General features: G+C 67.7%; 15 protein-coding genes and 1 tRNA gene. 5 read left to right on the top strand and 11 right to left on the bottom strand.

From position 1 onward, the window contains the following. The first annotated feature begins 37 nt into the window (after positions 1-37). The 3 genes from ACWDR4_RS11525 to ACWDR4_RS11515 are packed head-to-tail and all read left to right on the top strand — an operon-like array spanning position 38 to position 3,994. Positions 38-1,795 (top strand): hypothetical protein, encoded by a 1,758-nt coding sequence (locus ACWDR4_RS11525; RefSeq protein WP_450406944.1) that lies wholly within the window; start codon positions 38-40, stop codon positions 1,793-1,795. Continuing rightward, positions 1,792-2,328 carry a Pycsar system effector family protein gene (locus ACWDR4_RS11520; RefSeq protein ID WP_450406941.1) on the top strand — a complete coding sequence of 179 codons (537 nt, stop codon included), beginning with the start codon at positions 1,792-1,794 and terminating at the stop codon, positions 2,326-2,328. Before ACWDR4_RS11525 ends, ACWDR4_RS11520 begins: the two co-directional genes overlap by 4 nt. Positions 2,329-2,386: 58 nt before the next feature. Next, entirely contained in the window at positions 2,387-3,994 is a 1,608-nt protein-coding gene (locus tag ACWDR4_RS11515) for a M48 family metalloprotease (protein ID WP_450406938.1), read from the top strand. A gap of 64 nt (positions 3,995-4,058) precedes the next feature. On the opposite strand, the gene ACWDR4_RS11510 is transcribed toward ACWDR4_RS11515, so the two are convergent. From ACWDR4_RS11510 to ACWDR4_RS11460, 11 genes are all read right to left on the bottom strand, one after another. Next, positions 4,059-7,958: a DNA-directed RNA polymerase subunit beta' gene (locus ACWDR4_RS11510; protein WP_450406936.1), complete on the bottom strand. Its 3,900-nt coding sequence runs from the start codon at positions 7,956-7,958 to the stop codon at positions 4,059-4,061. A gap of 94 nt (positions 7,959-8,052) precedes the next feature. After that, the gene (gene rpoB, locus ACWDR4_RS11505) at positions 8,053-11,535 is read right to left on the bottom strand and encodes a DNA-directed RNA polymerase subunit beta (protein WP_450406933.1); all 3,483 of its coding nucleotides are present in this window, start codon (positions 11,533-11,535) and stop codon (positions 8,053-8,055) included. 618 nt (positions 11,536-12,153) lie between these two features. Then, on the bottom strand, positions 12,154-12,537 hold the full coding sequence (rplL, locus tag ACWDR4_RS11500) for a 50S ribosomal protein L7/L12 (protein WP_330290560.1): 384 nt from the start codon (positions 12,535-12,537) through the stop codon (positions 12,154-12,156). Between the two features lie 110 nt (positions 12,538-12,647). Further along, the gene (rplJ, locus tag ACWDR4_RS11495; RefSeq protein ID WP_450406930.1) at positions 12,648-13,178 is read right to left on the bottom strand and encodes a 50S ribosomal protein L10; all 531 of its coding nucleotides are present in this window, start codon (positions 13,176-13,178) and stop codon (positions 12,648-12,650) included. A 356-nt stretch (positions 13,179-13,534) separates the two neighbouring features. Continuing rightward, the gene (locus tag ACWDR4_RS11490; RefSeq protein ID WP_450406925.1) at positions 13,535-14,362 is read right to left on the bottom strand and encodes a DUF1396 domain-containing protein; all 828 of its coding nucleotides are present in this window, start codon (positions 14,360-14,362) and stop codon (positions 13,535-13,537) included. Positions 14,363-14,420: 58 nt separating this feature from the next. Then, positions 14,421-15,332 (bottom strand): hypothetical protein, encoded by a 912-nt coding sequence (locus ACWDR4_RS11485; protein ID WP_450406922.1) that lies wholly within the window; start codon positions 15,330-15,332, stop codon positions 14,421-14,423. A 136-nt stretch (positions 15,333-15,468) separates the two neighbouring features. Continuing rightward, complete coding sequence (gene rplA, locus ACWDR4_RS11480; protein ID WP_334594169.1) at positions 15,469-16,194, bottom strand: 50S ribosomal protein L1; 726 nt, start codon at positions 16,192-16,194, stop codon at positions 15,469-15,471. Positions 16,195-16,283: 89 nt separating this feature from the next. After that, on the bottom strand, positions 16,284-16,718 hold the full coding sequence (gene rplK, locus ACWDR4_RS11475; protein WP_006383482.1) for a 50S ribosomal protein L11: 435 nt from the start codon (positions 16,716-16,718) through the stop codon (positions 16,284-16,286). Between the two features lie 153 nt (positions 16,719-16,871). Further along, a complete protein-coding gene (nusG, locus tag ACWDR4_RS11470) occupies positions 16,872-17,735 on the bottom strand; it encodes a transcription termination/antitermination protein NusG (protein ID WP_450406919.1) in 864 nt (287 codons plus the stop codon). 77 nt (positions 17,736-17,812) lie between these two features. Then, positions 17,813-18,100, bottom strand: a complete 288-nt coding sequence (secE, locus tag ACWDR4_RS11465) for a preprotein translocase subunit SecE (protein ID WP_327695295.1) — start codon at positions 18,098-18,100, stop codon at positions 17,813-17,815. A gap of 109 nt (positions 18,101-18,209) precedes the next feature. Then, positions 18,210-18,282, bottom strand: a tRNA-Trp gene (locus tag ACWDR4_RS11460). 307 nt (positions 18,283-18,589) lie between these two features. Here ACWDR4_RS11460 and ACWDR4_RS11455 point away from each other — a divergent pair. Beyond that, positions 18,590-19,816 (top strand): pyridoxal phosphate-dependent aminotransferase, encoded by a 1,227-nt coding sequence (locus ACWDR4_RS11455; protein ID WP_235475562.1) that lies wholly within the window; start codon positions 18,590-18,592, stop codon positions 19,814-19,816. A gap of 133 nt (positions 19,817-19,949) precedes the next feature. Further along, positions 19,950-20,981 carry an adenosine deaminase gene (locus ACWDR4_RS11450; protein WP_450406916.1) on the top strand — a complete coding sequence of 344 codons (1,032 nt, stop codon included), beginning with the start codon at positions 19,950-19,952 and terminating at the stop codon, positions 20,979-20,981. Positions 20,982-20,988: the final 7 nt, after the last annotated feature.

Here is a 20,988-nt window from a genome sequence, read left to right as displayed (position 1 = left end):
CCCGCTCACGCTCACGCTCACCGAGGAGCAACGCACGATGGCCGCCTTCCACCGCCCGCCCGAGTGGCAGCAGTCCGCGGACCGGCACACCCAGCTGATCGACCCGGTGCTCACCGTGCGGCAACTGTCGCGCTTCGAACTCTCGTTGAAGTCGACGGTCCGTATCGACCACGCGCTCGTCTTCTCGACCGCCAAGGGCGGCTACGAGGCCTACCTCCCGCCCCGCCGTCCGACGCGCAGCGAGATCGCGGCGCGGCACTACACGGCGGTGTACGAGGTCGACATGGGCGTGCATCCCTTCTCGGGCACGCTCACACTCCCCAGTGACAACGACGCGTTCGAGTTCTCGGCCGAGGTCGACATGTCCTGGCAGGTCGTCGATCCGGCCCGGTTCGTGGGCAGCGGCCACCGGGACGTGCCGGGGCTGCTCATCGGCGAACTCCAGCGCGCGGCACGCCCGGTGAGCAGGCGCTTCCCGATCGCGGAGAGCGCGGCGGCGGAAAGGGAACTCCTCCAGGCGATCAACGTCCTGGGCCCGCTGGGCGCCCCGGCGGGCCTCCAGACCACGTGGACCCTACGCCTGCGCCGCGACCAGGAGAACATCGACCACCAGCGCCGCCTCCAGGCGATCGACCACTCGGCGACCGAGCAGGTACGGGTGGCCGAGCGCGGCTCCGAGATCGACGTGGAGGTGGACCGCCGCAACCGCCAGCAGGACGCCCTCCAGATCGAGCGCGCGATGTCGTACGGCACCCAGCAGCAGCACCTGGCCCTGCAACAACAGCGCTGGGACTACGAACAGGCGGCCCTGCAGAGCACCCAGCAGCACCAGCTCTCCATCCAACGGGGCCATCAGGAACTGGAGTTGCAGCAGATCGAGGCCCAGAAGATCGCCTTCTACCAGTACCACCTGCAACAGGGCGGCGTGCAGGCCTGGGCCCTGCACCTGTCCCAGCACCCCGAGGACTCCCGCCTGGTCATGACGAGCATGCGCGACGACCAACTCCGCATGATCCAGGCCCAGATGGACCTGGTGAAGGACCTCCTCCACGGCGACAACGCGGAGAAGTTCGAGTTGGAGGGCCCAAAGCAACTGGCCCTGCGCACGGTCAGCGACATCCTCACCCAACGCCTCCCGGGAGTACCGCAGACGCCTCCTCCGCCGCTGCTTCCGGGCGGGGAGACGTCTCCGGGGGACCCGTATGGGGACCCGTACGGGACGGGGTACGGGCAGGGGGTGCCCGGGGTGGCTGGGCAGATGGGGTTCGTCCCTGCGGCAGCGGGCCCGGCGGGCCTCATCCCCGGGCAACCGGGGCCCGTCCCGGGGCAGCCCGGCTCTGTGTACGGGACCCCGGGTCGGCTTCCTAACGACGCGACCCCGGCTCAGGCTGCCCAGCCGCCGGTGGCTCCGAGCGCCGCGCCCGGTCAGGTGCCGGCCGCCTCCGCCTGGGGTGCTCAGCCCCCGGCGAGCCCGTATCCGGGCGCCCCGCAGGCACCCGCGACCCAGGCACCGATGCCGGGTGCCGGCGGGCCGTACGGGGCCGTTCCCTCGTACGGAGGCCCGGGCCCCGCCGATGTCCCCGGACCGCCCACGCCCACCCCGCCCGCCGCGTACGTCCCGCCGGGTGCCCCGTACCAGCAGCCCTACCCCGCTCCCCAGGCCCCCGCCTGGCAGCCGCCCCCCGGCTACGGCAGTACCCCGACCCTCCCCGAGCAGCAGAACGCACCGGCGGACGAGTCGGCCGACGGGACCGGGGACGGAACCGAGGAGGACAGGGCGGGCAGCGGGACATGACGACGCTCGATCCGCGTCCCACGCCGACGCCGGACCCGCCCGCCGACCCCGCCCAGCTCTGCGAGCGGCTCCTCGCGGACCTCCGTACCGAGATCGCCCGCGCCGACACGAAGGCGTCCGTCCTGGTCGCCGCGCTCGGGATGACCGCCGGTGTGTTCAGCGGGCTGCTCGCCGGGCGGAACTGGAACCCGGGCGCGCTCAGCACCTTCGGCACCGTCGTCTGGGGCGCCGGGGCCGCTTCCCTGGCGCTGTCGCTGTTCGCGCTGCTCCTCGCCGTCCTGCCCCGCCACCGCTCCGAACCGTGGGCTCCGGGCCAGCCCCTCTCCTACTTCGCCGACATCCAACAGGCCGTACGGCTCGGCCGGTTGGAGGCGGCGCTCGCCGACACCCAGCGCGACCCCACGGCCGCACTCACCTCGGCGCTCACCGAGACGAGCCGTATCGCGACGCGCAAGCACCAGTGGATCCGTACCGGCCTGATCTCCTTCTGCACCGGCACGCTCCTGCTCCCCGCCTCACTGCTCATCGGCTGAACACACCGGACACCGGACCGGCCCACTCAGTCACCGTCCCCGCACGTGAAGGAAGACCATGACGCAGCCACCACCCTCGTCACCACCGGAGTACCCCGAGCCCGCCGAGCAGCCCCTGGTCCCGCCCACGTACCCCGAGACCGCCGCCCACCGGCCTCCGGTCCCGCCGTCCTACCCCGCGCAGACCTCGGCCCAGCCCCCGGCCCCGCCGATATACCCCGAGCAGGCGCCGACCCCGCCGCCGTACCCCGGGCAGCCCGCTCCCGCGTACCCGCAGACCGCAGCACAGGCCCCTCAGCAGCCGCCCCAGTACCCGGACCCGGCCCAGCCACCCCAGTACCCGTACGCCGACTCCACCCAAACCCCGGCCTACCCGGGCTCACCCCTGAACCCGGCCCAGCAGCCCCCATACCCGTACCCGGGCTCGGCCCAATCCCCGGCCTACCCGGGCTCACCCCCGGACGCGGCCCAGCAACCCGCCTACCCATACCCCGACTCCACCCAACCCCCCGCCTACCCGGGCTCACCCCTGAACCCGGCCCAGCAACCCGCCTACCCCGGCGCCGCCCCCGCCCAGCCCCCGCCGCCCTACCCCCAGGCCACCACCGCCCAGCCGCAGCCGCCCGTCCCCCCGCAGTACGCGCCCCCACAGCACTACCCGGCCGCGCCCGCCCCGCCCACCGCCAACCCCGCTCCCGCGCCGCCGGCCCCGCCCCACCCCCACCACATCCCCACCGACCGCGGGCGCGTCCACATCTCCGCCCACCAGCGCCGTACCGACGCCACCGCCGTGGGGAACCTGCTCCTCTATCTCCCGAACTTCCTCTGCAGCCTCCTCGTCGTCAGCCTCTTCTCGCTCTTCTTCCAGGAACTCGCGTTCCTCGTCGTCATCCTCTGGCTGCTGAGCGGCGCACTCGTGTTCCACCGGCCCACCGAAAGCGCCCTCGCGCGCCGTTTGCTTCATCTGCGCCACCCCACTCCACAAGAACGAGCCAAACTCGAACCGGTCTGGCGTGAGGTCACCGCCCGCGCGGGCGTCGAGGGGCGCAATTACGAACTCTGGGTCGAGGACAGCGACGGTCTGAACGCGGTCGCCGCCGCCGGCCACATCGTCGGCGTCACCCGCTTCGCCATGAACGAGCTGCCCAACGGCGAACTCGCCGCCGTCATGGCACACGAGCTGGGCCACCACGTCGGCGGCCACGCCTGGTCCGGGCTCCTCGGCTACTGGTACGCGCAGCCCGGCCGGATCGCCTGGCGGGTCCTGCGCGCCCTCTCCGTGATCGTCTTCAAGGTGTCCCGCGCCTTCTCCTGCTTCGGCGTCGCCTTCGTCGTACTCGTCCTCGGCAGCATCGCCCTGGCGACCATCAGCACCCTGTACGGCCTGCCCCTGCTGATCCTCGCCGTGCCGTACGCCCTCGCCGCCGTCGGCCGCCGCGCCGAACTCCGCGCCGACGAGCACGCGGCAGCGCTCGGCTTCGCGCCGATGCTGGCCGCCGTACTCGACAAGCTGCACCAGGACGAGCAGGCGCAGACGGCGGCGCTCGCCGCGCTCAACGGCGGTGTGCCGCCGGAGGAGAGCCCGCTGAGCAAGCTGCTCTCCTCCCACCCGGACTACCACACCCGGCTGCACCACCTCCAGCCGTACCTCCAGCAGCAACGCTGAGAACACGCCGAAGGGCGGCCACCCCGTACGAAACGGAGTGGCCGCCCTTCAGCAGACGTACGCCTTACTGGTTGTACGGACCGTAGTCGTAGTCCTCCAGCGGAACGGCCTGGCCGGAGCCCGTGCCGAACGGCGAGTAGTCGATGTCGTCGTAGCCGACGGCCGAGTACATCGCGGCCTTGGCCTCCTCGGTGGGCTCCACCCGGATGTTGCGGTAGCGGGACAGACCCGTACCGGCCGGGATGAGCTTACCGATGATGACGTTCTCCTTGAGGCCGATGAGGCTGTCGGACTTGGCGTTGATCGCCGCATCCGTCAGGACTCGGGTCGTCTCCTGGAAGGAGGCGGCCGACAGCCAGGACTCCGTCGCCAGCGAGGCCTTGGTGATACCCATCAGCTGCGGACGGCCGGAGGCCGGGTGGCCGCCTTCCTGGACCACACGACGGTTCTCGGTCTCGAACTTGCCACGCTCGACCAGCTCGCCGGGCAGCAGCTCGGCGTCGCCGGACTCGATGATCGTCACGCGGCGGAGCATCTGCCGGATGATGATCTCGATGTGCTTGTCGTGGATCGACACACCCTGCGAGTTGTAGACCTTCTGGACCTCGCCGACCAGGTGGACCTGGACCGCACGCTGACCGAGGATCCGCAGCACGTCGTGCGGGTTGGTGGCACCGAAGGTGAGCTTCTGGCCCACCTCGACGTGGTCACCCTCACGCACCATGACCTTGGCGCGCTTCGAGATCGGGAACGCCGTCTCTTCACTGCCGTCGTCCGGGGTGATGACGAGCTTCTTGGTCTTCTCGGTCTCCTCGATACGGACGCGGCCTGCCGCCTCCGAGATCGGGGCGACACCCTTGGGCGTACGAGCCTCGAAGAGCTCGACGACACGGGGCAGACCCTGGGTGATGTCGTCACCGGCCACACCACCGGTGTGGAAGGTACGCATCGTCAGCTGGGTACCGGGCTCACCGATGGACTGGGCGGCGATGATGCCGACCGCCTCACCGATGTCGACCAGCTTGCCGGTGGCCAGCGAACGGCCGTAGCACATGGCGCAGGTGCCGACGGCGGACTCGCAGGTCAGGACCGAGCGGGTCTTGACCTCCTCGACGCCGTGCCGGACCAGCTCGTCGATCAGGACGTCACCGAGGTCGGTGTTGGCCGGGGCCAGCACACGTCCGTCGATGGTGATGTCCTCGGCCAGCGCACGGGCGTACACCGACGTCTCGACGTTCTCGGTCTTGCGCAGCACACCGTCGTCGCCGCGCTCGGCGATCGCCAGCTTGAGGCCACGGTCGGTGCCGCAGTCCTCCTCGCGGATGATGACGTCCTGCGAGACGTCCACCAGACGACGGGTGAGGTAACCCGAGTCGGCGGTACGCAGGGCGGTGTCGGCGAGACCCTTACGGGCACCGTGGGTGGAGATGAAGTACTCCAGCACGGACAGGCCCTCGCGGAAGGACGCCTTGATGGGACGAGGGATCGTCTCGTTCTTGGCGTTCGACACCAGACCACGCATACCGGCGATCTGCCGCATCTGCATCATGTTTCCTCGGGCACCCGAGTCAACCATCATGAAGATGGGGTTCGTCTTGGGGAAGTTCGCGTTCATCGCCTCGGCGACCTCGTTGGTCGCCTTGGTCCAGATCGCGATGAGCTCCTGAGTGCGCTCGTCCTTGGTGATCAGACCGCGCTCGTACTGCTTCTGGACCTTCTCGTCCTGCGCCTCGAAGCCCTTGACGATCTCCTTCTTCGCCTCGGGAACGACGATGTCGGAGATGGCCACGGTGACGCCGGAGCGGGTCGCCCAGAAGAAGCCGGCCGCCTTCAGGTTGTCGAGCGTCGCCGCCACGATGACCTTGGGGTAGCGCTCGGCGAGGTCGTTGACGATCTCGGAGAGCTGCTTCTTGCCGACCGAGTAGTCGACGAACGGGTAGTCCTCGGGCAGCAGCTCGTTGAAGAGCGCGCGGCCCAGGGTGGTGCGCAGACGGAACGAGTCCCCCTGCTGCCACTCGGGCTCGCCCTCCTCGCGGACCGGCGGGGTCCAGCCGCGCGGCGGGATGGTGCCCACCGGGAAGCGGATGTCGACAGCCGACTGCAGCGCCAGCTCACCGTTGTCGAACGCCATGGTCGCCTCGGCCGCGGAGCCGAACGCACGGCCCTCGCCCTTGACGTCACGCAGTTCACCGTCGGTGGTGAGGAAGAACAGACCGAGGACCATGTCCTGGGTCGGCATCGTCACCGGACGGCCGTCGGCGGGCTTGAGGATGTTGTTCGAGGACAGCATCAGGATGCGGGCCTCGGCCTGCGCCTCCGCGGAGAGCGGCAGGTGCACGGCCATCTGGTCACCGTCGAAGTCCGCGTTGAACGCGGTGCAGACGAGCGGGTGGATCTGGATGGCCTTGCCCTCGACCAGCTGCGGCTCGAAGGCCTGGATGCCGAGGCGGTGCAGCGTGGGCGCACGGTTCAGCAGAACCGGGTGCTCCGCGATGACCTCTTCCAGCACGTCGTACACGACGGTCCGGCCGCGCTCGACCATGCGCTTGGCGGACTTGATGTTCTGCGCGTGGTTGAGGTCGACCAGCCGCTTCATGACGAACGGCTTGAACAGCTCCAGCGCCATCGCCTTCGGCAGACCGCACTGGTGCAGCTTCAGCTGCGGACCGACGACGATCACGGAACGCGCGGAGTAGTCCACACGCTTGCCGAGCAGGTTCTGACGGAATCGACCCTGCTTGCCCTTGAGCATGTCGCTCAGGGACTTCAGCGGGCGGTTACCGGGACCGGTGACCGGACGGCCACGACGGCCGTTGTCGAAGAGGGCGTCGACGGCCTCCTGAAGCATGCGCTTCTCGTTGTTCACGATGATCTCGGGAGCACCGAGGTCGAGAAGCCGCTTCAGACGGTTGTTGCGGTTGATCACACGGCGGTACAGGTCGTTCAGGTCGGAGGTCGCGAAGCGGCCACCGTCCAGCTGCACCATCGGGCGGAGGTCCGGCGGGATGACCGGGACGCAGTCGAGAACCATGCCCTTGGGGCTGTTGGAGGTCTGCAGGAACGCAGACACGACCTTCAGCCGCTTCAGCGCACGGGTCTTCTTCTGGCCCTTGCCGGTACGGATGATCTCGCGGAGGCGCTCGGCCTCCTCCTCCAGGTCGAAGGACTCCAGGCGCTTCTGCAGCGCCGCGGCACCCATCGAACCGTCGAAGTAGGTCCCGAAGCGGTCGCGCAGCTCGCGGTAGAGCAGCTCGTCGCCCTCCAGGTCCTGGACCTTGAGGTTCTTGAACCGGGTCCACACCTCGTCGAGACGGTCGATCTCGCGCTGCGAACGGTCCCGCAGCTGCTTCATCTCCCGCTCGGCACCTTCGCGCACCTTGCGGCGTACGTCGGCCTTGGCGCCCTCGGCCTCCAGCTCGCCCAGGTCGCTCTCGAGCTTCTTGGCGCGGGCTTCGAGGTCGGAGTCACGCCGGTTCTCGATCTGCTGCCGCTCGACCGAGACATGCGCCTCCAGCGAGGGCAGGTCACGGGTACGACGCTCGTCGTCGACGTACGTGATCATGTACGCCGCGAAGTAGATGACCTTCTCGAGGTCCTTCGGGGCGAGGTCGAGCAGGTAGCCAAGACGCGACGGAACGCCCTTGAAGTACCAGATGTGGGTGACGGGAGCGGCCAGCTCGATGTGACCCATCCGCTCACGGCGCACCTTGGCGCGAGTGACCTCGACGCCACAGCGCTCACAGATGATGCCCTTGAAGCGGACGCGCTTGTACTTGCCGCAGTAGCACTCCCAGTCCCGGGTCGGACCGAAGATCTTCTCGCAGAAGAGTCCGTCCTTTTCGGGCTTGAGCGTGCGGTAGTTGATCGTCTCGGGCTTCTTGACCTCGCCGTGGCTCCACTGACGGATGTCGTCAGCGGTGGCCAGACCGATCCGGAGCTCGTCGAAGAAGTTGACGTCGAGCACTATGCGTCAATCCCTCTCAGGGTTGTAAGTCATGGGGTCTGATACGGGGGTCCTGGGGCCGGAGGCCTTCATGGTGAAGGCCTCCGCACTCCCGTCAGACCTCTTCGACGCTGCTCGGCTCACGCCGGGACAGGTCGATGCCGAGCTCCTCCGCCGCGCGGAAGACGTCCTCGTCGGTGTCACGCATTTCGATGGACATACCGTCACTGGACAGCACCTCCACGTTGAGGCAGAGAGACTGCATCTCCTTGATGAGCACCTTGAAGGACTCGGGGATGCCGGGCTCGGGGATGTTCTCGCCCTTGACGATGGCCTCGTAGACCTTCACGCGGCCGGTGACGTCGTCGGACTTGATGGTCAGCAGCTCCTGGAGGGCGTACGCGGCGCCATAAGCCTCCAGCGCCCACACCTCCATCTCACCGAATCGCTGGCCACCGAACTGGGCCTTACCACCCAGCGGCTGCTGGGTGATCATCGAGTACGGACCGGTCGAACGCGCGTGCAGCTTGTCGTCGACCAGGTGGTGGAGCTTGAGGATGTACATGTAGCCGACCGAGACCGGCTCCGGGAACGGCTCGCCGGAGCGGCCGTCGAAGAGCGGCGCCTTGCCGGTCGGGAGCACCATGCGCGATCCGTCGCGGTTCGGGATCGTGTGGTTCAGCAGACCGGCCAGCTCGTCCTCACGCGCACCGTCGAAGACGGGGGTGGCGACGTTCGTGCCGGGGGCGACCACGTCGGCCTCGATGGCCTGGAGGCGCTGCGCCCAGTCGTCCGCGAGCCCGGAGACGTCCCAGCCGCGGCTGGCGAGCCAGCCGAGGTGGATCTCCAGCACCTGTCCCGGGTTCATTCGGGATGGCACACCGAGCGGGTTGAGGATGATGTCGACCGGGGTCCCGTCCTCGAGGAACGGCATGTCCTCGATGGGCAGGATCTTGGAGATAACACCCTTGTTGCCGTGGCGGCCGGCGAGCTTGTCACCGTCCGTGATCTTGCGCTTCTGCGCCACGTAGACCCGAACCAGCTGGTTCACGCCCGGCGGCAGCTCGTCGCCCTCCTCGCGGTCGAAGACGCGGACGCCGATGACCTTGCCGATCTCGCCGTGCGGCACCTTCAGCGAGGTGTCACGCACCTCGCGCGCCTTCTCACCGAAGATCGCGCGGAGCAGGCGCTCCTCGGGGGTCAGCTCGGTCTCGCCCTTGGGCGTGACCTTGCCGACGAGGATGTCACCGGCGACGACCTCGGCACCGATGCGGATGATGCCGCGCTCGTCGAGGTCGGCGAGGACCTCCTCGGAGACGTTCGGGATGTCCCGGGTGATCTCCTCGGGGCCGAGCTTGGTGTCACGGGCGTCGACCTCGTGCTCCTCGATGTGGATCGAGGAGAGGACGTCGTCCTGCACGAGGCGCTGCGACAGGATGATCGCGTCCTCGTAGTTGTGACCCTCCCACGGCATGAAGGCGACGAGCAGGTTCTTGCCCAGCGCCATCTCGCCTTCCTGGGTGGCCGGCCCGTCGGCGAGAACCTGGTTCTCGACGATCCGGTCGCCCTCGTCCACGACAACCTTCTGGTTGACCGAGGTGCCCTGGTTGGAGCGCGAGAACTTCGCGACGCGGTACGTGGTGTACGTGCCGTCGTCGTTGGCGACGGTGATGTAGTCCGCGGAGACCTCCTGGACGACACCCGCCTTCTCGGCCTTGATGACGTCGCCGGCGTCGACGGCGCAGCGGTACTCCATGCCCGTACCGACGAGGGGGGCCTCGGCGGTGATCAGCGGCACGGCCTGGCGCATCATGTTCGCGCCCATGAGGGCACGGTTGGCGTCGTCGTGCTCCAGGAAGGGGATCATCGCGGTCGCGACGGACACCATCTGGCGCGGGGAGACGTCCATGTAGTCGACGTCGTCGCCGGGGATGTAGTCGATCTCGCCGCCACGGCGGCGGACGAGAACGCGGGACTCCTCGAAGCGCATGTCCTCGGAGAGGATCGCGTTCGCCTGGGCGATCACGAAGCGGTCTTCTTCGTCGGCGGTCAGGTAGTCGACGTCGTCGGTGACGACACCCTCGACGACCTTGCGGTACGGCGTCTCGACGAAGCCGAACGCGTTGACCCGGCCGTAGGAGGCGAGCGAGCCGATCAGGCCGATGTTCGGGCCTTCGGGGGTCTCGATCGGACACATGCGGCCGTAGTGCGAGGGGTGCACGTCACGGACCTCGAAGCCGGCCCGCTCACGGGAGAGACCACCCGGGCCAAGAGCCGACAGACGGCGCTTGTGGGTGAGACCCGACAGCGGGTTGTTCTGGTCCATGAACTGCGACAGCTGGCTGGTGCCGAAGAACTCCTTGATGGAGGCGACGACCGGCCGGATGTTGATCAGGGTCTGCGGCGTGATCGCCTCGACGTCCTGGGTCGTCATGCGCTCGCGGACGACTCGCTCCATACGCGCCAGACCCGTACGGACCTGGTTCTGGATGAGCTCGCCGACGTTGCGCAGACGACGGTTGCCGAAGTGGTCGATGTCGTCGGTCTCGACGACGATCGTCGTGCCGTTGTCGCCAACGGTCTCGGTCTCACCGGCGTGCAGCTTCACCAGGTACTTGATCGTCGAGATGATGTCCTCGACGGTCAGCACACCGGCGTCCAGCGGGGCCTCGCCGCCCAGCTTCTTGTTGACCTTGTAACGGCCGACCTTGGCGAGGTCGTAGCGCTTCGGGTTGAAGTACAGGTTCTCCAGAAGCGTCTGCGCGGCCTCACGGGTCGGCGGCTCGCCCGGACGGAGCTTGCGGTAGATGTCGAGCAGCGCGTCGTCCTGGCCCTGGGTGTGGTCCTTCTCCAGGGTGGCGCGCATCGACTCGTACTCGCCGAACTCCTCCAGGATCTGCTCGGTCGTCCAACCGAGAGCCTTCAGCAGAACGGTGACGGACTGCTTGCGCTTGCGGTCGATGCGGACACCGACCATGTCGCGCTTGTCGATCTCCATCTCCAGCCAGGCACCCCGGGAGGGGATCACCTTGGACGCGAAGATGTCCTTGTCGGACGTCTTGTCGATGGAGGAGTCGAAGTAGACACCCGGCGAACGGACCAGCTGCGACACGACGACACGCTCGGTGCCGTTGATGACGAAGGTGCCCTTGTTGGTCATGAGCGGGAAGTCGCCCATGAAGACCGTCTGGGACTTGATCTCGCCGGTCTCGTTGTTGGTGAACTCGGCCGTGACGAAGAGAGGCGCGGAGTACGTGAAGTCACGGTCCTTGCACTCGTCGATCGAGTTCTTCGGAGGCTCGAAACGGTGGTCGCGGAACGTCAGGGACATCGACCCGGAGAAGTCCTCGATCGGGGAGATCTCCTCGAAGATCTCCTCCAGACCGGACTTGGTGGGGACGTCCTGTCCGCTGTCCAGAGCAGCCTCGACGCGAGCCTTCCACGCGGCGTTACCGAGCAGCCAGTCGAAGCTCTCGGTTTGCAGCGCAAGGAGGTTCGGAACCTCGAGGGGCTCCTTGATCTTTGCAAAGGAGATGCGCAGCGGGGCAGTGCTGGCGCCATAGTTTGTATTCGCGGAGGCAGTGCGCGAGGCGGCCAAGAGGGGGTCCTTCCGAGGGCTCGGACTCACTACGCGCGTACCGGCCCCTCACCGGGGCACAGAGACAGGCGCTCCACTGACCAGCCGTAAAAGGCCAGGTCGGAGAAGGTCCGATCGTCGGTGCTCAAGCGAGGGCATGCCCCTGGTGACGGGCAGGAGGCAGCTAACAGGCAGCGCAAAGGGTCAGTGTAGCCACTAGGCCCACTGATGTCCAGTGCGGGTTTTTGAAGACCCTCGTTGCTCTCAACCCCTGCTGCAAGCCACGCCCTCGATGCACATCGATACTGCCCTCTTCGCCACCGATCCATGCCTCGGATTCGGATCGTTGTGACGACGCGTCCTGAGAATTGCGCGCTACGTGCAGTTCGTCAAGGCCTCCATGCCCCGACCCGGTGCTGCCATCGTCACGTACGGGACGTCACCAGGGGCGTTCGGAGGCACGACGAAGATCACCTTACTCGCCGTCACCGAGCCTGCAAGGCAGCCACGACCCGACCCCTCGAACGCCGAAGAGCGACCACCCAGATGGATGATCGCTCTTCACTGCGTCAGCGTTACAGGGCTCTCAGGAACCCCACGTCAGCTGCCACGAGAGCCCTCAGCGGGCTCCCAAGGGTGTTACTTGACCTCGACGCCGGCGCCGGCGGCCTTGAGGGACTCGGCAGCCTTCTCGGCGGCCTCCTTGGTGACCTTCTCGAGAACGGGCTTCGGAGCGCCGTCCACGAGGTCCTTGGCCTCCTTCAGACCCAGCGAGGTCAGCTCACGCACGACCTTGATGACCTGGATCTTCTTCTCGCCGGCACCCGTGAGGATGACGTCGAACTCGTCCTGCTCCTCAGCGACCTCGGCGGCGGCGGCCGGGCCGGCCGGGGCAGCGGCGACCGCGGCGGCGGCGGTGACGTCGAACTTCTCCTCGAACGCCTTCACGAACTCGGAGAGCTCGATGAGGGTGAGGGTCTCGAACTGCGCGAGCAGCTCTTCCTGGGACAGCTTCGTCGCCATGATGGGCGATCCTTCCAGTCAATTCGGCAGGTGCCGATGTACGTGTCGGCGGGCGTACGTTCGGCCCGCGTCGACCACCGCGTCAGGCGGCGGTCAGAGTGCGAGCCGAGTTACTCGGCACCGCCCTGCTCTTCGAGCTTGACGCGAAGCGCCTCCGCGGTGCGGACGAACTTCGACGGCAGCGCCTGGAAGAGCGAGGCAGCCTGAGACTGCTTGCCCTTGAAAGCGCCGGCCAGCTTGCTGAGCAGAACCTCGCGGGACTCGAGGTCCGCAAGCTTCTTGATCTCATCGGCGGACAGCGCCTTACCGTCAAGGACACCGCCCTTGATGATGAGGTTCGGGTTGTCCTTGGCGAAGTCACGAAGACCCTTCGCCGACGTCACCGGGTCACCGGTGATGAAGGCAACCGCCGTCGGACCGTTGAACAGGTCGTCGAGCGTCGAGATCCCGGCCTCGTTGGCCGCGATCTTGGTCAGCGTGTTCTTCACCACGGCGTACTGGGCGTCTTCACCGAGCGAACGACGCAGCGTCTTGAGCTGCGCGACGGTGAGACCCCGGTACTCGGTCAGCACAGCGGCGTTCGAGCTGCGGAACTGGTCCGCCAACTCGGCTACCGCGGCAGCCTTGTCGGGCCTTGCCATAAGCGTGGCCTCCTTCCGGGTGATGAGGACCGCTCAGAAGGGGACTGGGAAAACGAAACGCCCCGGCGCAGGCGCACGGGGCGTGAACTCGACCAAACGAATTCCGTGAGCGGATTCCGTCCAGGAGCACTTCCACAGTCACCTACGCGGGTCGTCCGCAGTTCAGCGGATCCTTCGGCCACCGAGCCCTCTCACGAGGACACAGCAACGACCAGCGGTCTTTGGCTTCTTAAGGAGAGTACGTGAGGGACCAACGGCCAGGCAAATCGCGCCCCTGGGAGGGCCGCAGGCCCTTCTTAGGGGCGCGGGGAACTGCGCGACCAGCCCCCACCGACCGGCAGCCAGGCAACCAACCCCTAGGCCCCCTTGAGCATCTCAGCCAGGTCCACAACATCCTTGGCAGCCGGTGCAACCACGCTCACCGGCTTGTTGAAGTCGTCGAAGGTGATCGTCATGTCGAGCGGCCCCTTGTCGGCCGCACCCCGCATCCGGAACTGCTTGGTCAGCTCGTCCTCGCCGACCCACAGGTCCATCGTGAACTTCTCGATGCCCAGCTTCTCGTACTGCTCAAGGCTCTTCTCGCGCGTCTCGCGGGTCGCCTTGGTCTCGTTCTTGAGGGAGTCACGGAACTGGTCGAGGGTGACCGTGCCCTTGTAGTGGGTGGTCTTCACCCCGTCCACGGTCTCCGTGCCGACCTCCTTCACGTCCTTGGACCCGGTGAGGAAGGTGGACTCCTGAGCAGGGTTCTTGTCGGCCTGTCCGGCGGCCCCGAGCGACTCGCCGCCGGCAGCGCCCATCGCGGAGAGGTCGAACTTGATCCAGCTCTTGCCGTCCATCTCCGCGGCGGCTGCCGCGCCCCCGCCTATGAACATCGCCTTGTCGACGAGACGTATCTCGGCGGTGCCGTCCGTGCCCTGGTCGAGGGCCGTGATCTTCATGCTCATGGCCACGTCGGGCTTGAGCCGCATCTTGGCGTCGGCCTTGACGCGCCCTTCCTCGGGCGTACGGCCGGTCATCCGGTAGCTGAGGGAGGTGATGTCCTCCACGTTCTTCGCCGCCTTGGCGACAGCCGCCGCCGGCGTCATCTTCGGCGACTCCTCGGTGTCCCCCTTGGAACAGGCGACGGCACCGGTGCCGAGCAGCAGTACGGCAAGGCCCACACGTACAGCGGATGAAGCGGCCATGATTCCCCCCATAGGAACGCTGTGAACACACGGTCGATTCACAGAAACGACCGTGAGCCTAACCCGGAGAGGCGGATGAGGCTCCTGAATTCCCCAACAGGTCCTTGAAGTCGGCGGTGTCCTCGCCCTCCGGCGCCACCACCGCCACCTTCACGCCGTACGCGCTGTAGTACGCCGTCGAGGACATCCGCCCGCTCGACAGCTCACCCTTCTCGACCTTCTTGACCAGCAGGTTCCGCTCGTTGACCCAGATGTCGACCGTCTCGGTGGCGACCCCGGCCTGGACGAGCTGGTCCTTGAGGGCGGAGTCGGCGAGGGCGGCCACGTCCACCGTTCCGGAGTAGTGCGTCGTACGCTCACCGCGCACTGTTTCCGTCCCGGCCCTGCGGGCGTCACCGGAGGCCAGCAGGAGCTTCACGGGCTGCACGGGGGCGGTGTTGCGCAGCTGGTCCTTCAGATACGTCCCGGAGCCGCCGGGCAGCTCCGCCAGGTCGTCGTAGTCGTACCGGATCCAGTGCTTGCCCTGCATCTGGGCGGCGAACTTGTCGCCGACCTTGGCGTAGTAGGCGTCGGGCAGCAGCCGGGCCTCCATGGAGGAGCTGTTGAGTGCCCGCATCGAATCGGCCAGCTCACCGCCGGTGTAGGTGATGCCGAGTCTGCCGACCGGCTCACCGGCCCAGCCGAGGACACCGGCCGTCCGCATGGAGAGCAGGTCGCCCATGACGGAGGACGAACTGACCCGGGCGGAACCGGCCAGGTCGGTGGCCTTCTCGACGGCATGCAGGGCGGCGACCGTACGGGCGTCGGTGCGGCTTACGCCCCGGGTCTGCTCGGCGTCCCCGTCGTCGGGTTCACCGGAGAAGCTGCACGCGGACATCGCCACGCCCGCCACGACCAGCGCGGCGGTCACCGCGACCGGCCTGACCGTCCGCCGTACGCCTCGTATCCCCCGTACACCGCTGTGCCTCATCCGTACCCCTACCCCCTAGTACACCCCGTGATCTTCACGCTAACCCGTCCCTACGACAACGGGCCCCGCACCTCGAAAGGTTGCGGGGCCCGTCGTACAGAACGCGTACGCGCGGCTACCGGGGTGAGCGGAGGGCTCAGACGGCGGCCGGGTCCTCCTCGACGAGGAGGTTGCGGGTGCGGTTGGGGTCGAGCGGAACGCCGGGGCCGATCGTGGTGCTGAGGGCGGCCTTCTTGATGTAGCGACCCTTGGCGGCGGACGGCTTCAGACGGAGGATCTCCTCCAGCGCGGCGCCGTAGTTCTCCACCAGCTTGGTGTCGTCGAACGACGTCTTGCCGATGATGAAGTGCAGGTTCGAGTGCTTGTCGACGCGGAACTCGATCTTGCCGCCCTTGATCTCGGTCACGGCCTTGACCACGTCCGGGGTCACGGTGCCCGTCTTCGGGTTCGGCATCAGACCACGCGGGCCGAGGACACGGCCGAGGCGGCCGACCTTGCCCATGAGGTCCGGGGTGGCGACGACGGCGTCGAAGTCCAGCCGGCCCTTCGCCACCTCGTCGATGAGTTCGTCGGAGCCGACGATGTCGGCGCCCGCGGCGGTCGCGGCCTCGGCACGGTCACCGGTCGCGAAGACCAGGACCCGGGCGGTCTTACCGGTGCCGTGCGGGAGGTTCACGGTGCCACGGACCATCTGGTCGGCCTTGCGCGGGTCTACACCCAGGCGGAAGGCGACCTCGACGGTGCCGTCGAACTTGCTCGTGGAGGTCTCCTTGGCAAGACGCACAGCTTCGAGCGGGGCGTAGAGCTTGTCCCGGTCGATCTTGGCGTCCGCAGCGCGGAGAGACTTGCTGCGCTTGCTCACTACTGCTCCTGATGTTGTTCTGAGGAGTCGTGGTAACGGGCCGAGCAGGCCCTGCCACGTACTACTGAAGGCTTGTGCGAGGTTGGGGCTCAGCCCTCGACCGTGATGCCCATGGAACGGGCGGTGCCGGCGATGATCTTCGACGCGGCGTCCAGGTCGTTGGCGTTCAGGTCGGGGAGCTTGGTCGTGGCGATCTCACGGACCTGCGCCTGGGTGATCTTGGCGACCTTGGTCTTGTGCGGCTCGCCGGAGCCCTTCTCGACACCCGCGGCCTTGAGGATCATCTTCGCGGCCGGCGGCGTCTTGGTGATGAAGGTGAAGGAGCGGTCCTCGTAGACCGTGATCTCCACCGGGATCACCCAGCCACGCTGCGACTCGGTCGCGGCGTTGTACGCCTTGCAGAACTCCATGATGTTGACGCCGTGCTGACCGAGCGCGGGGCCGACCGGCGGGGCGGGGTTCGCCGCACCGGCGTTGATCTGGAGCTTGATAAGCCCCGTGACCTTCTTCTTCTTGGGAGGCATTCCGGGTCCTCTATCTTCGTTGGTCTTCGCTGCGCCCGACAGAAGCCAGGCAACCGCACCACGATAAGGGACATCGTGGCGAGGCGTGAAACCGAGCAGGTCAGGCCAGCTCCGGGAGAGCCGACCTGACCTGGACGGAAGCTGTGTGAGGTGCTAGTTCTTCTGGATCTGGTCGAACGACAGCTCGACCGGGGTCTCGCGGCCGAAGATCTCGACGAGGCCCTTGACCTTCTTCGAGTCGGCGTTGATCTCGTTGATGGTCGCCTGCAGCGTCGCGAACGGGCCGTCGGTGACGGTGACCGAGTCGCCGACCTCGAAGTCCAGCACCTGCACTTCGAGCTTGCGGGACGGAGCCGGCCTGCCCTCGGCCTCGGCGGCCTCACGAGCGGCCTTCTCCTCGGCCTCCGGCGCGAGCATCTTGACGATCTCGTCCAGGGTCAGCGGGTACGGGTCGTACGCGTTGCCCACGAAGCCGGTGACACCAGGGGTGTTGCGGACGACGCCCCAGGACTCGTTCGTCAGGTCCATGCGGACGAGAACGTACCCGGGAAGCTTGTTCTGGCGGACCGTCTTGCGCTCGCCGTTCTTGATCTGGGCGACCTCTTCCTGCGGCACCTCGGCCTGGAAGATGAAGTCCTCGACGTTGAGCGAGACGGCACGCTGTTCGAGGTTGGTCTTCACACGGTTCTCGTAACCGGCGTACGTGTGGATGACGTACCACTCGCCGGGGAGCGTGCGCAGTTCCTCGCGGAGGGCCTCGACGGGGTCGACGGGCTCGGCCTCTTCTTCGGCTTCCTCAGCCTCGGCCTCGTCGGTCTCGTCCTCGGCGTCCGCCTCGGTGACGTCGTCGTCCTCATCGTCCTCGATGTGGATGGCGTCTTCCTCGGCGGGCCCCCCCACGGCGGCGTCGGCAGCGTCTACCTCGTCCTCGACCTCATCGGCGCCCTCGACGATGTCCAGCTCGTCATCCACGGACTCGTCCGGCACGATGGCGTCGTTCAGGTTCGGGTCAGACACGGTGGCTGCTTCTTCCTGGATACATGTGGGTGGAACATGCGAAAGGGGCGCCGCACCCGGCGCCCTTCGCTCTTGGCTCAGCCGAAGACGTACTTGGCGGCTTTGTCGAGGCCAAAGTCAATCACAGTCACCAGGCCGATCATGACGATCACGAAGACGATCACCACGGTCGTGTACGTCGTCAGCTGGTTACGCGTAGGCCAGACGACCTTGCGAAGTTCCGCGACGATCTGGCGGTAGAAGACCGCGAGACGCTTCAGCGGACCCTTCTTGGCACGCTTGCCGCCCTTACGAGTCTTCTTGTCCGACTCGGGCGCCTCGTCCTGGGCATCAGGCATGTCGATGGAGCCCACGGCGTCCGCCATTCATCCTCACCTGTTCCCGGGTCGTGGCCGTGCCGCGCCCGGTCTGAGCCGCACGGCGATGCAATGCAGTACGTACATGCGCACACAGCCTGGTGACAGGCGTGTGTAGCAGGGCCGGAGGGACTTGAACCCCCAACCGCTGGTTTTGGAGACCAGTGCTCTACCAATTGAGCTACGACCCTTTGTGGTTACCCCAACGTACCGTACTCGCCCGGAAGCTCGGTGTGCACCGGATGAGCGCGGGCCGGTGAAGGCCAACGAGGTGAGAGTGTACGTGCTCCAGCGACGATCGTCGAACAGAAAGCGCCCGCTGGGGCGTTGCCGACGGAAGATCGCCCAGCCCAGGCCCCGGATCCGGACGCTTGTTCAGCCGTCCGCCCTGCCCGGCACGTGTTCTTCTCCCCTTGGGTGATCCACTCCGGCATCCGGTCTGACCAATAGGTGAAACCCGTGTGCCGTGGAGGTTTCCGGTCTGAAACGATGGGTGCCATGAGCGCTGCAACCCCTTCCACCGAGCGCCGGGTCTCCGCCCGAGTCGGCGCGATCTCCGAGTCCGCCACCCTCGCCGTGGACGCCAAGGCCAAGGCCCTGAAGGCCGCCGGGCGCCCGGTGATCGGCTTCGGCGCCGGTGAACCGGACTTCCCGACCCCGGACTACATCGTCCAGGCCGCCGTCGAGGCCTGCTCGAACCCGAAGTACCACCGCTACACGCCGGCCGGCGGTCTGCCCGAGCTGAAGGCCGCGATCGTCGCCAAGACGCTCCGCGACTCGAACTACGAGGTGGACGCCTCCCAGGTCCTGATCACCAACGGCGGCAAGCAGGCCATCTACAACGCCTTCGCCGCGATCCTCGACCCGGGCGACGAGGTCATCGTCCCGGCCCCGTACTGGACGACGTACCCGGAGTCGATCCGGCTCGCCGGCGGTGTCCCGGTCGAGGTCGTCGCGGACGAGACGACCGGCTACCGCGTGAGCGTCGAGCAGCTGGAGGCGGCCCGCACCGAGCGGACGAAGGTCGTCCTGTTCGTCTCCCCCTCCAACCCGACCGGCGCGGTCTACAGCGCCGAGGACACCGAGGCGATCGGCCGCTGGGCCGTGGAGCACGGCCTGTGGGTGCTGACGGACGAGATCTACGAGCACCTCGTCTACGGCGACGCGAAGTTCACCTCGCTCCCCGCGATCCTCCCCGAGCTGCGCGACAAGTGCATCGTCGTCAACGGCGTCGCCAAGACGTACGCCATGACGGGCTGGCGGGTCGGCTGGATCATCGGCCCGAAGGACGTCGTCAAGGCCGCGACGAACCTCCAGTCGCACGCCACGTCCAACGTGTCGAACGTGGCGCAGATCGCCGCCCTCGCCGCCGTCTCCGGGAACCTGGACGCCGTCGCGGAGATGCGGGTGGCCTTCGACCGCCGCCGCCACACCATCGTGCGCATGCTCAACGAGATCGACGGCGTGGTCTGCCCGGAGCCCGAGGGCGCCTTCTACGTCTACCCGTCGGTGAAGGCCCTCCTGGGCAAGGAGATCCGCGGCAAGCGCCCGCAGGACTCGGTCGAGCTGGCCGCGCTGATCCTGGACGAGGTCGAGGTGGCCGTCGTACCGGGTGAGGCGTTCGGCACACCGGGCTACCTGCGTCTGTCGTACGCCCTGGGCGACGAGGACCTCGTCGAGGGCATCAGCCGCGTACAGAAGCTGCTGGCCGAGGCGACGGACTGAGGGTTCTGACGAGAAGGCCGCTTCCGTTCGGGGAGGCGGCCTTTTCCGTCTCGCAGTCGTCTCTTAGTGCGAGCAAGACCACGTTCAGGGAAAGCGCTACCGATACGAGCCGGACGTACGGCAGGATCCTGGAATGGAGCACGTACGTGATGTCTCTGAACTGCCGAAAGCCCATCTGCACCTGCACTTCACCGGGTCGATGCGGTCCGCGACCCTGCTGGAACTGGCCGACAAGTACGGTGTGCGGCTGCCCGAGGCGCTGACCGACGCCCTCACCAGCGGCGAACCGCCGAAACTCCGGGCGACCGACGAGCGGGGCTGGTTCCGTTTCCAGCGGCTGTACGACGCGGCCCGGTCCTGTCTGCGCGAGCCCGAGGACATCCAGCGGCTGGTCCGCGAGGCCGCCGAGGAGGACGCCAAGGACGGCTCGGGCTGGCTGGAGATCCAGGTCGACCCGACGTCGTACGCCCCCCGCCTGGGCGGTCTCATCCCGGCGCTGGAGATCATCCTGGACGCGGTGGAGACGGCCGCGCGGGAGACCGGGATCGGGATGCGAGTCCTGGTGGCCGCGAACCGGATGAAGCACCCCCTGGACGCGCGCACGCTGGCCCGGCTGGCCGTGCGGTACGCGGACCGGGGTGTCGTGGGCTTCGGGCTCTCGAACGACGAACGGCGGGGCATGGCCCGGGATTTCGACCGGGCCTTCGCCATCGCGCGCGAGGGGGGCCTCCTGTCGGCCCCGCACGGCGGCGAGCTGACGGGCCCGGCGTCGGTCCGCGACTGCCTGGACGACCTGCACGCGACCCGGATCGGCCACGGCGTGCGGGCGGCGGAGGACCCGCGCCTGCTGAAGCGCCTCGCGGACCGCCAGATCACCTGCGAGGTCTGCCCGGCGTCGAACGTCGCCCTGGGCGTGTACGAGAAGCCCGAGGACGTGCCGCTGCGCAAGCTTTTCGAGGCGGGTGTGCCGCTGGCGCTGGGCGCCGACGACCCGCTCCTCTTCGGTTCCCGGCTGGCGGCCCAGTACGAGATCGCGCGCCGGTACCACGCCTTCACGGACGCGGAACTGGCCGAACTGGCCCGGCAGTCGGTCCGGGGTTCGGCGGCGCCGGAGGGTGTACGGGCGAAGCTGCTGGCGGGGATCGACGACTGGCTGACCTCGTAGGCCCGGG

This window comes from Streptomyces sp. NPDC000878 (assembly GCF_053599695.1).
Note: the sequence above shows the minus strand (reverse complement) of the source record. Positions and strands in the feature narration are given on the sequence as shown.

Bases quoted from the DNA above. Each gene is read 5' to 3' on its own strand.
- rplL (WP_330290560.1), bottom strand. From the start codon at position 12,537: ATGGCGACGAAGCTGTCCCAGGAAGAGCTGCTCGCGCAGTTCGAGACC.
- ACWDR4_RS11485 (WP_450406922.1), bottom strand. From the start codon at position 15,332: ATGAGGCACAGCGGTGTACGGGGGATACGAGGCGTACGGCGGACGGTC.
- rplJ (WP_450406930.1), bottom strand. From the start codon at position 13,178: ATGGCAAGGCCCGACAAGGCTGCCGCGGTAGCCGAGTTGGCGGACCAG.
- ACWDR4_RS11450 (WP_450406916.1), top strand. From the start codon at position 19,950: ATGGAGCACGTACGTGATGTCTCTGAACTGCCGAAAGCCCATCTGCAC.
- ACWDR4_RS11520 (WP_450406941.1), top strand. From the start codon at position 1,792: ATGACGACGCTCGATCCGCGTCCCACGCCGACGCCGGACCCGCCCGCC.
- ACWDR4_RS11525 (WP_450406944.1), top strand. From the start codon at position 38: ATGGCCGCCTTCCACCGCCCGCCCGAGTGGCAGCAGTCCGCGGACCGG.
- ACWDR4_RS11515 (WP_450406938.1), top strand. From the start codon at position 2,387: ATGACGCAGCCACCACCCTCGTCACCACCGGAGTACCCCGAGCCCGCC.
- ACWDR4_RS11490 (WP_450406925.1), bottom strand. From the start codon at position 14,362: ATGGCCGCTTCATCCGCTGTACGTGTGGGCCTTGCCGTACTGCTGCTC.
- rplK (WP_006383482.1), bottom strand. From the start codon at position 16,718: ATGCCTCCCAAGAAGAAGAAGGTCACGGGGCTTATCAAGCTCCAGATC.
- ACWDR4_RS11455 (WP_235475562.1), top strand. From the start codon at position 18,590: ATGAGCGCTGCAACCCCTTCCACCGAGCGCCGGGTCTCCGCCCGAGTC.
- secE (WP_327695295.1), bottom strand. From the start codon at position 18,100: ATGGCGGACGCCGTGGGCTCCATCGACATGCCTGATGCCCAGGACGAG.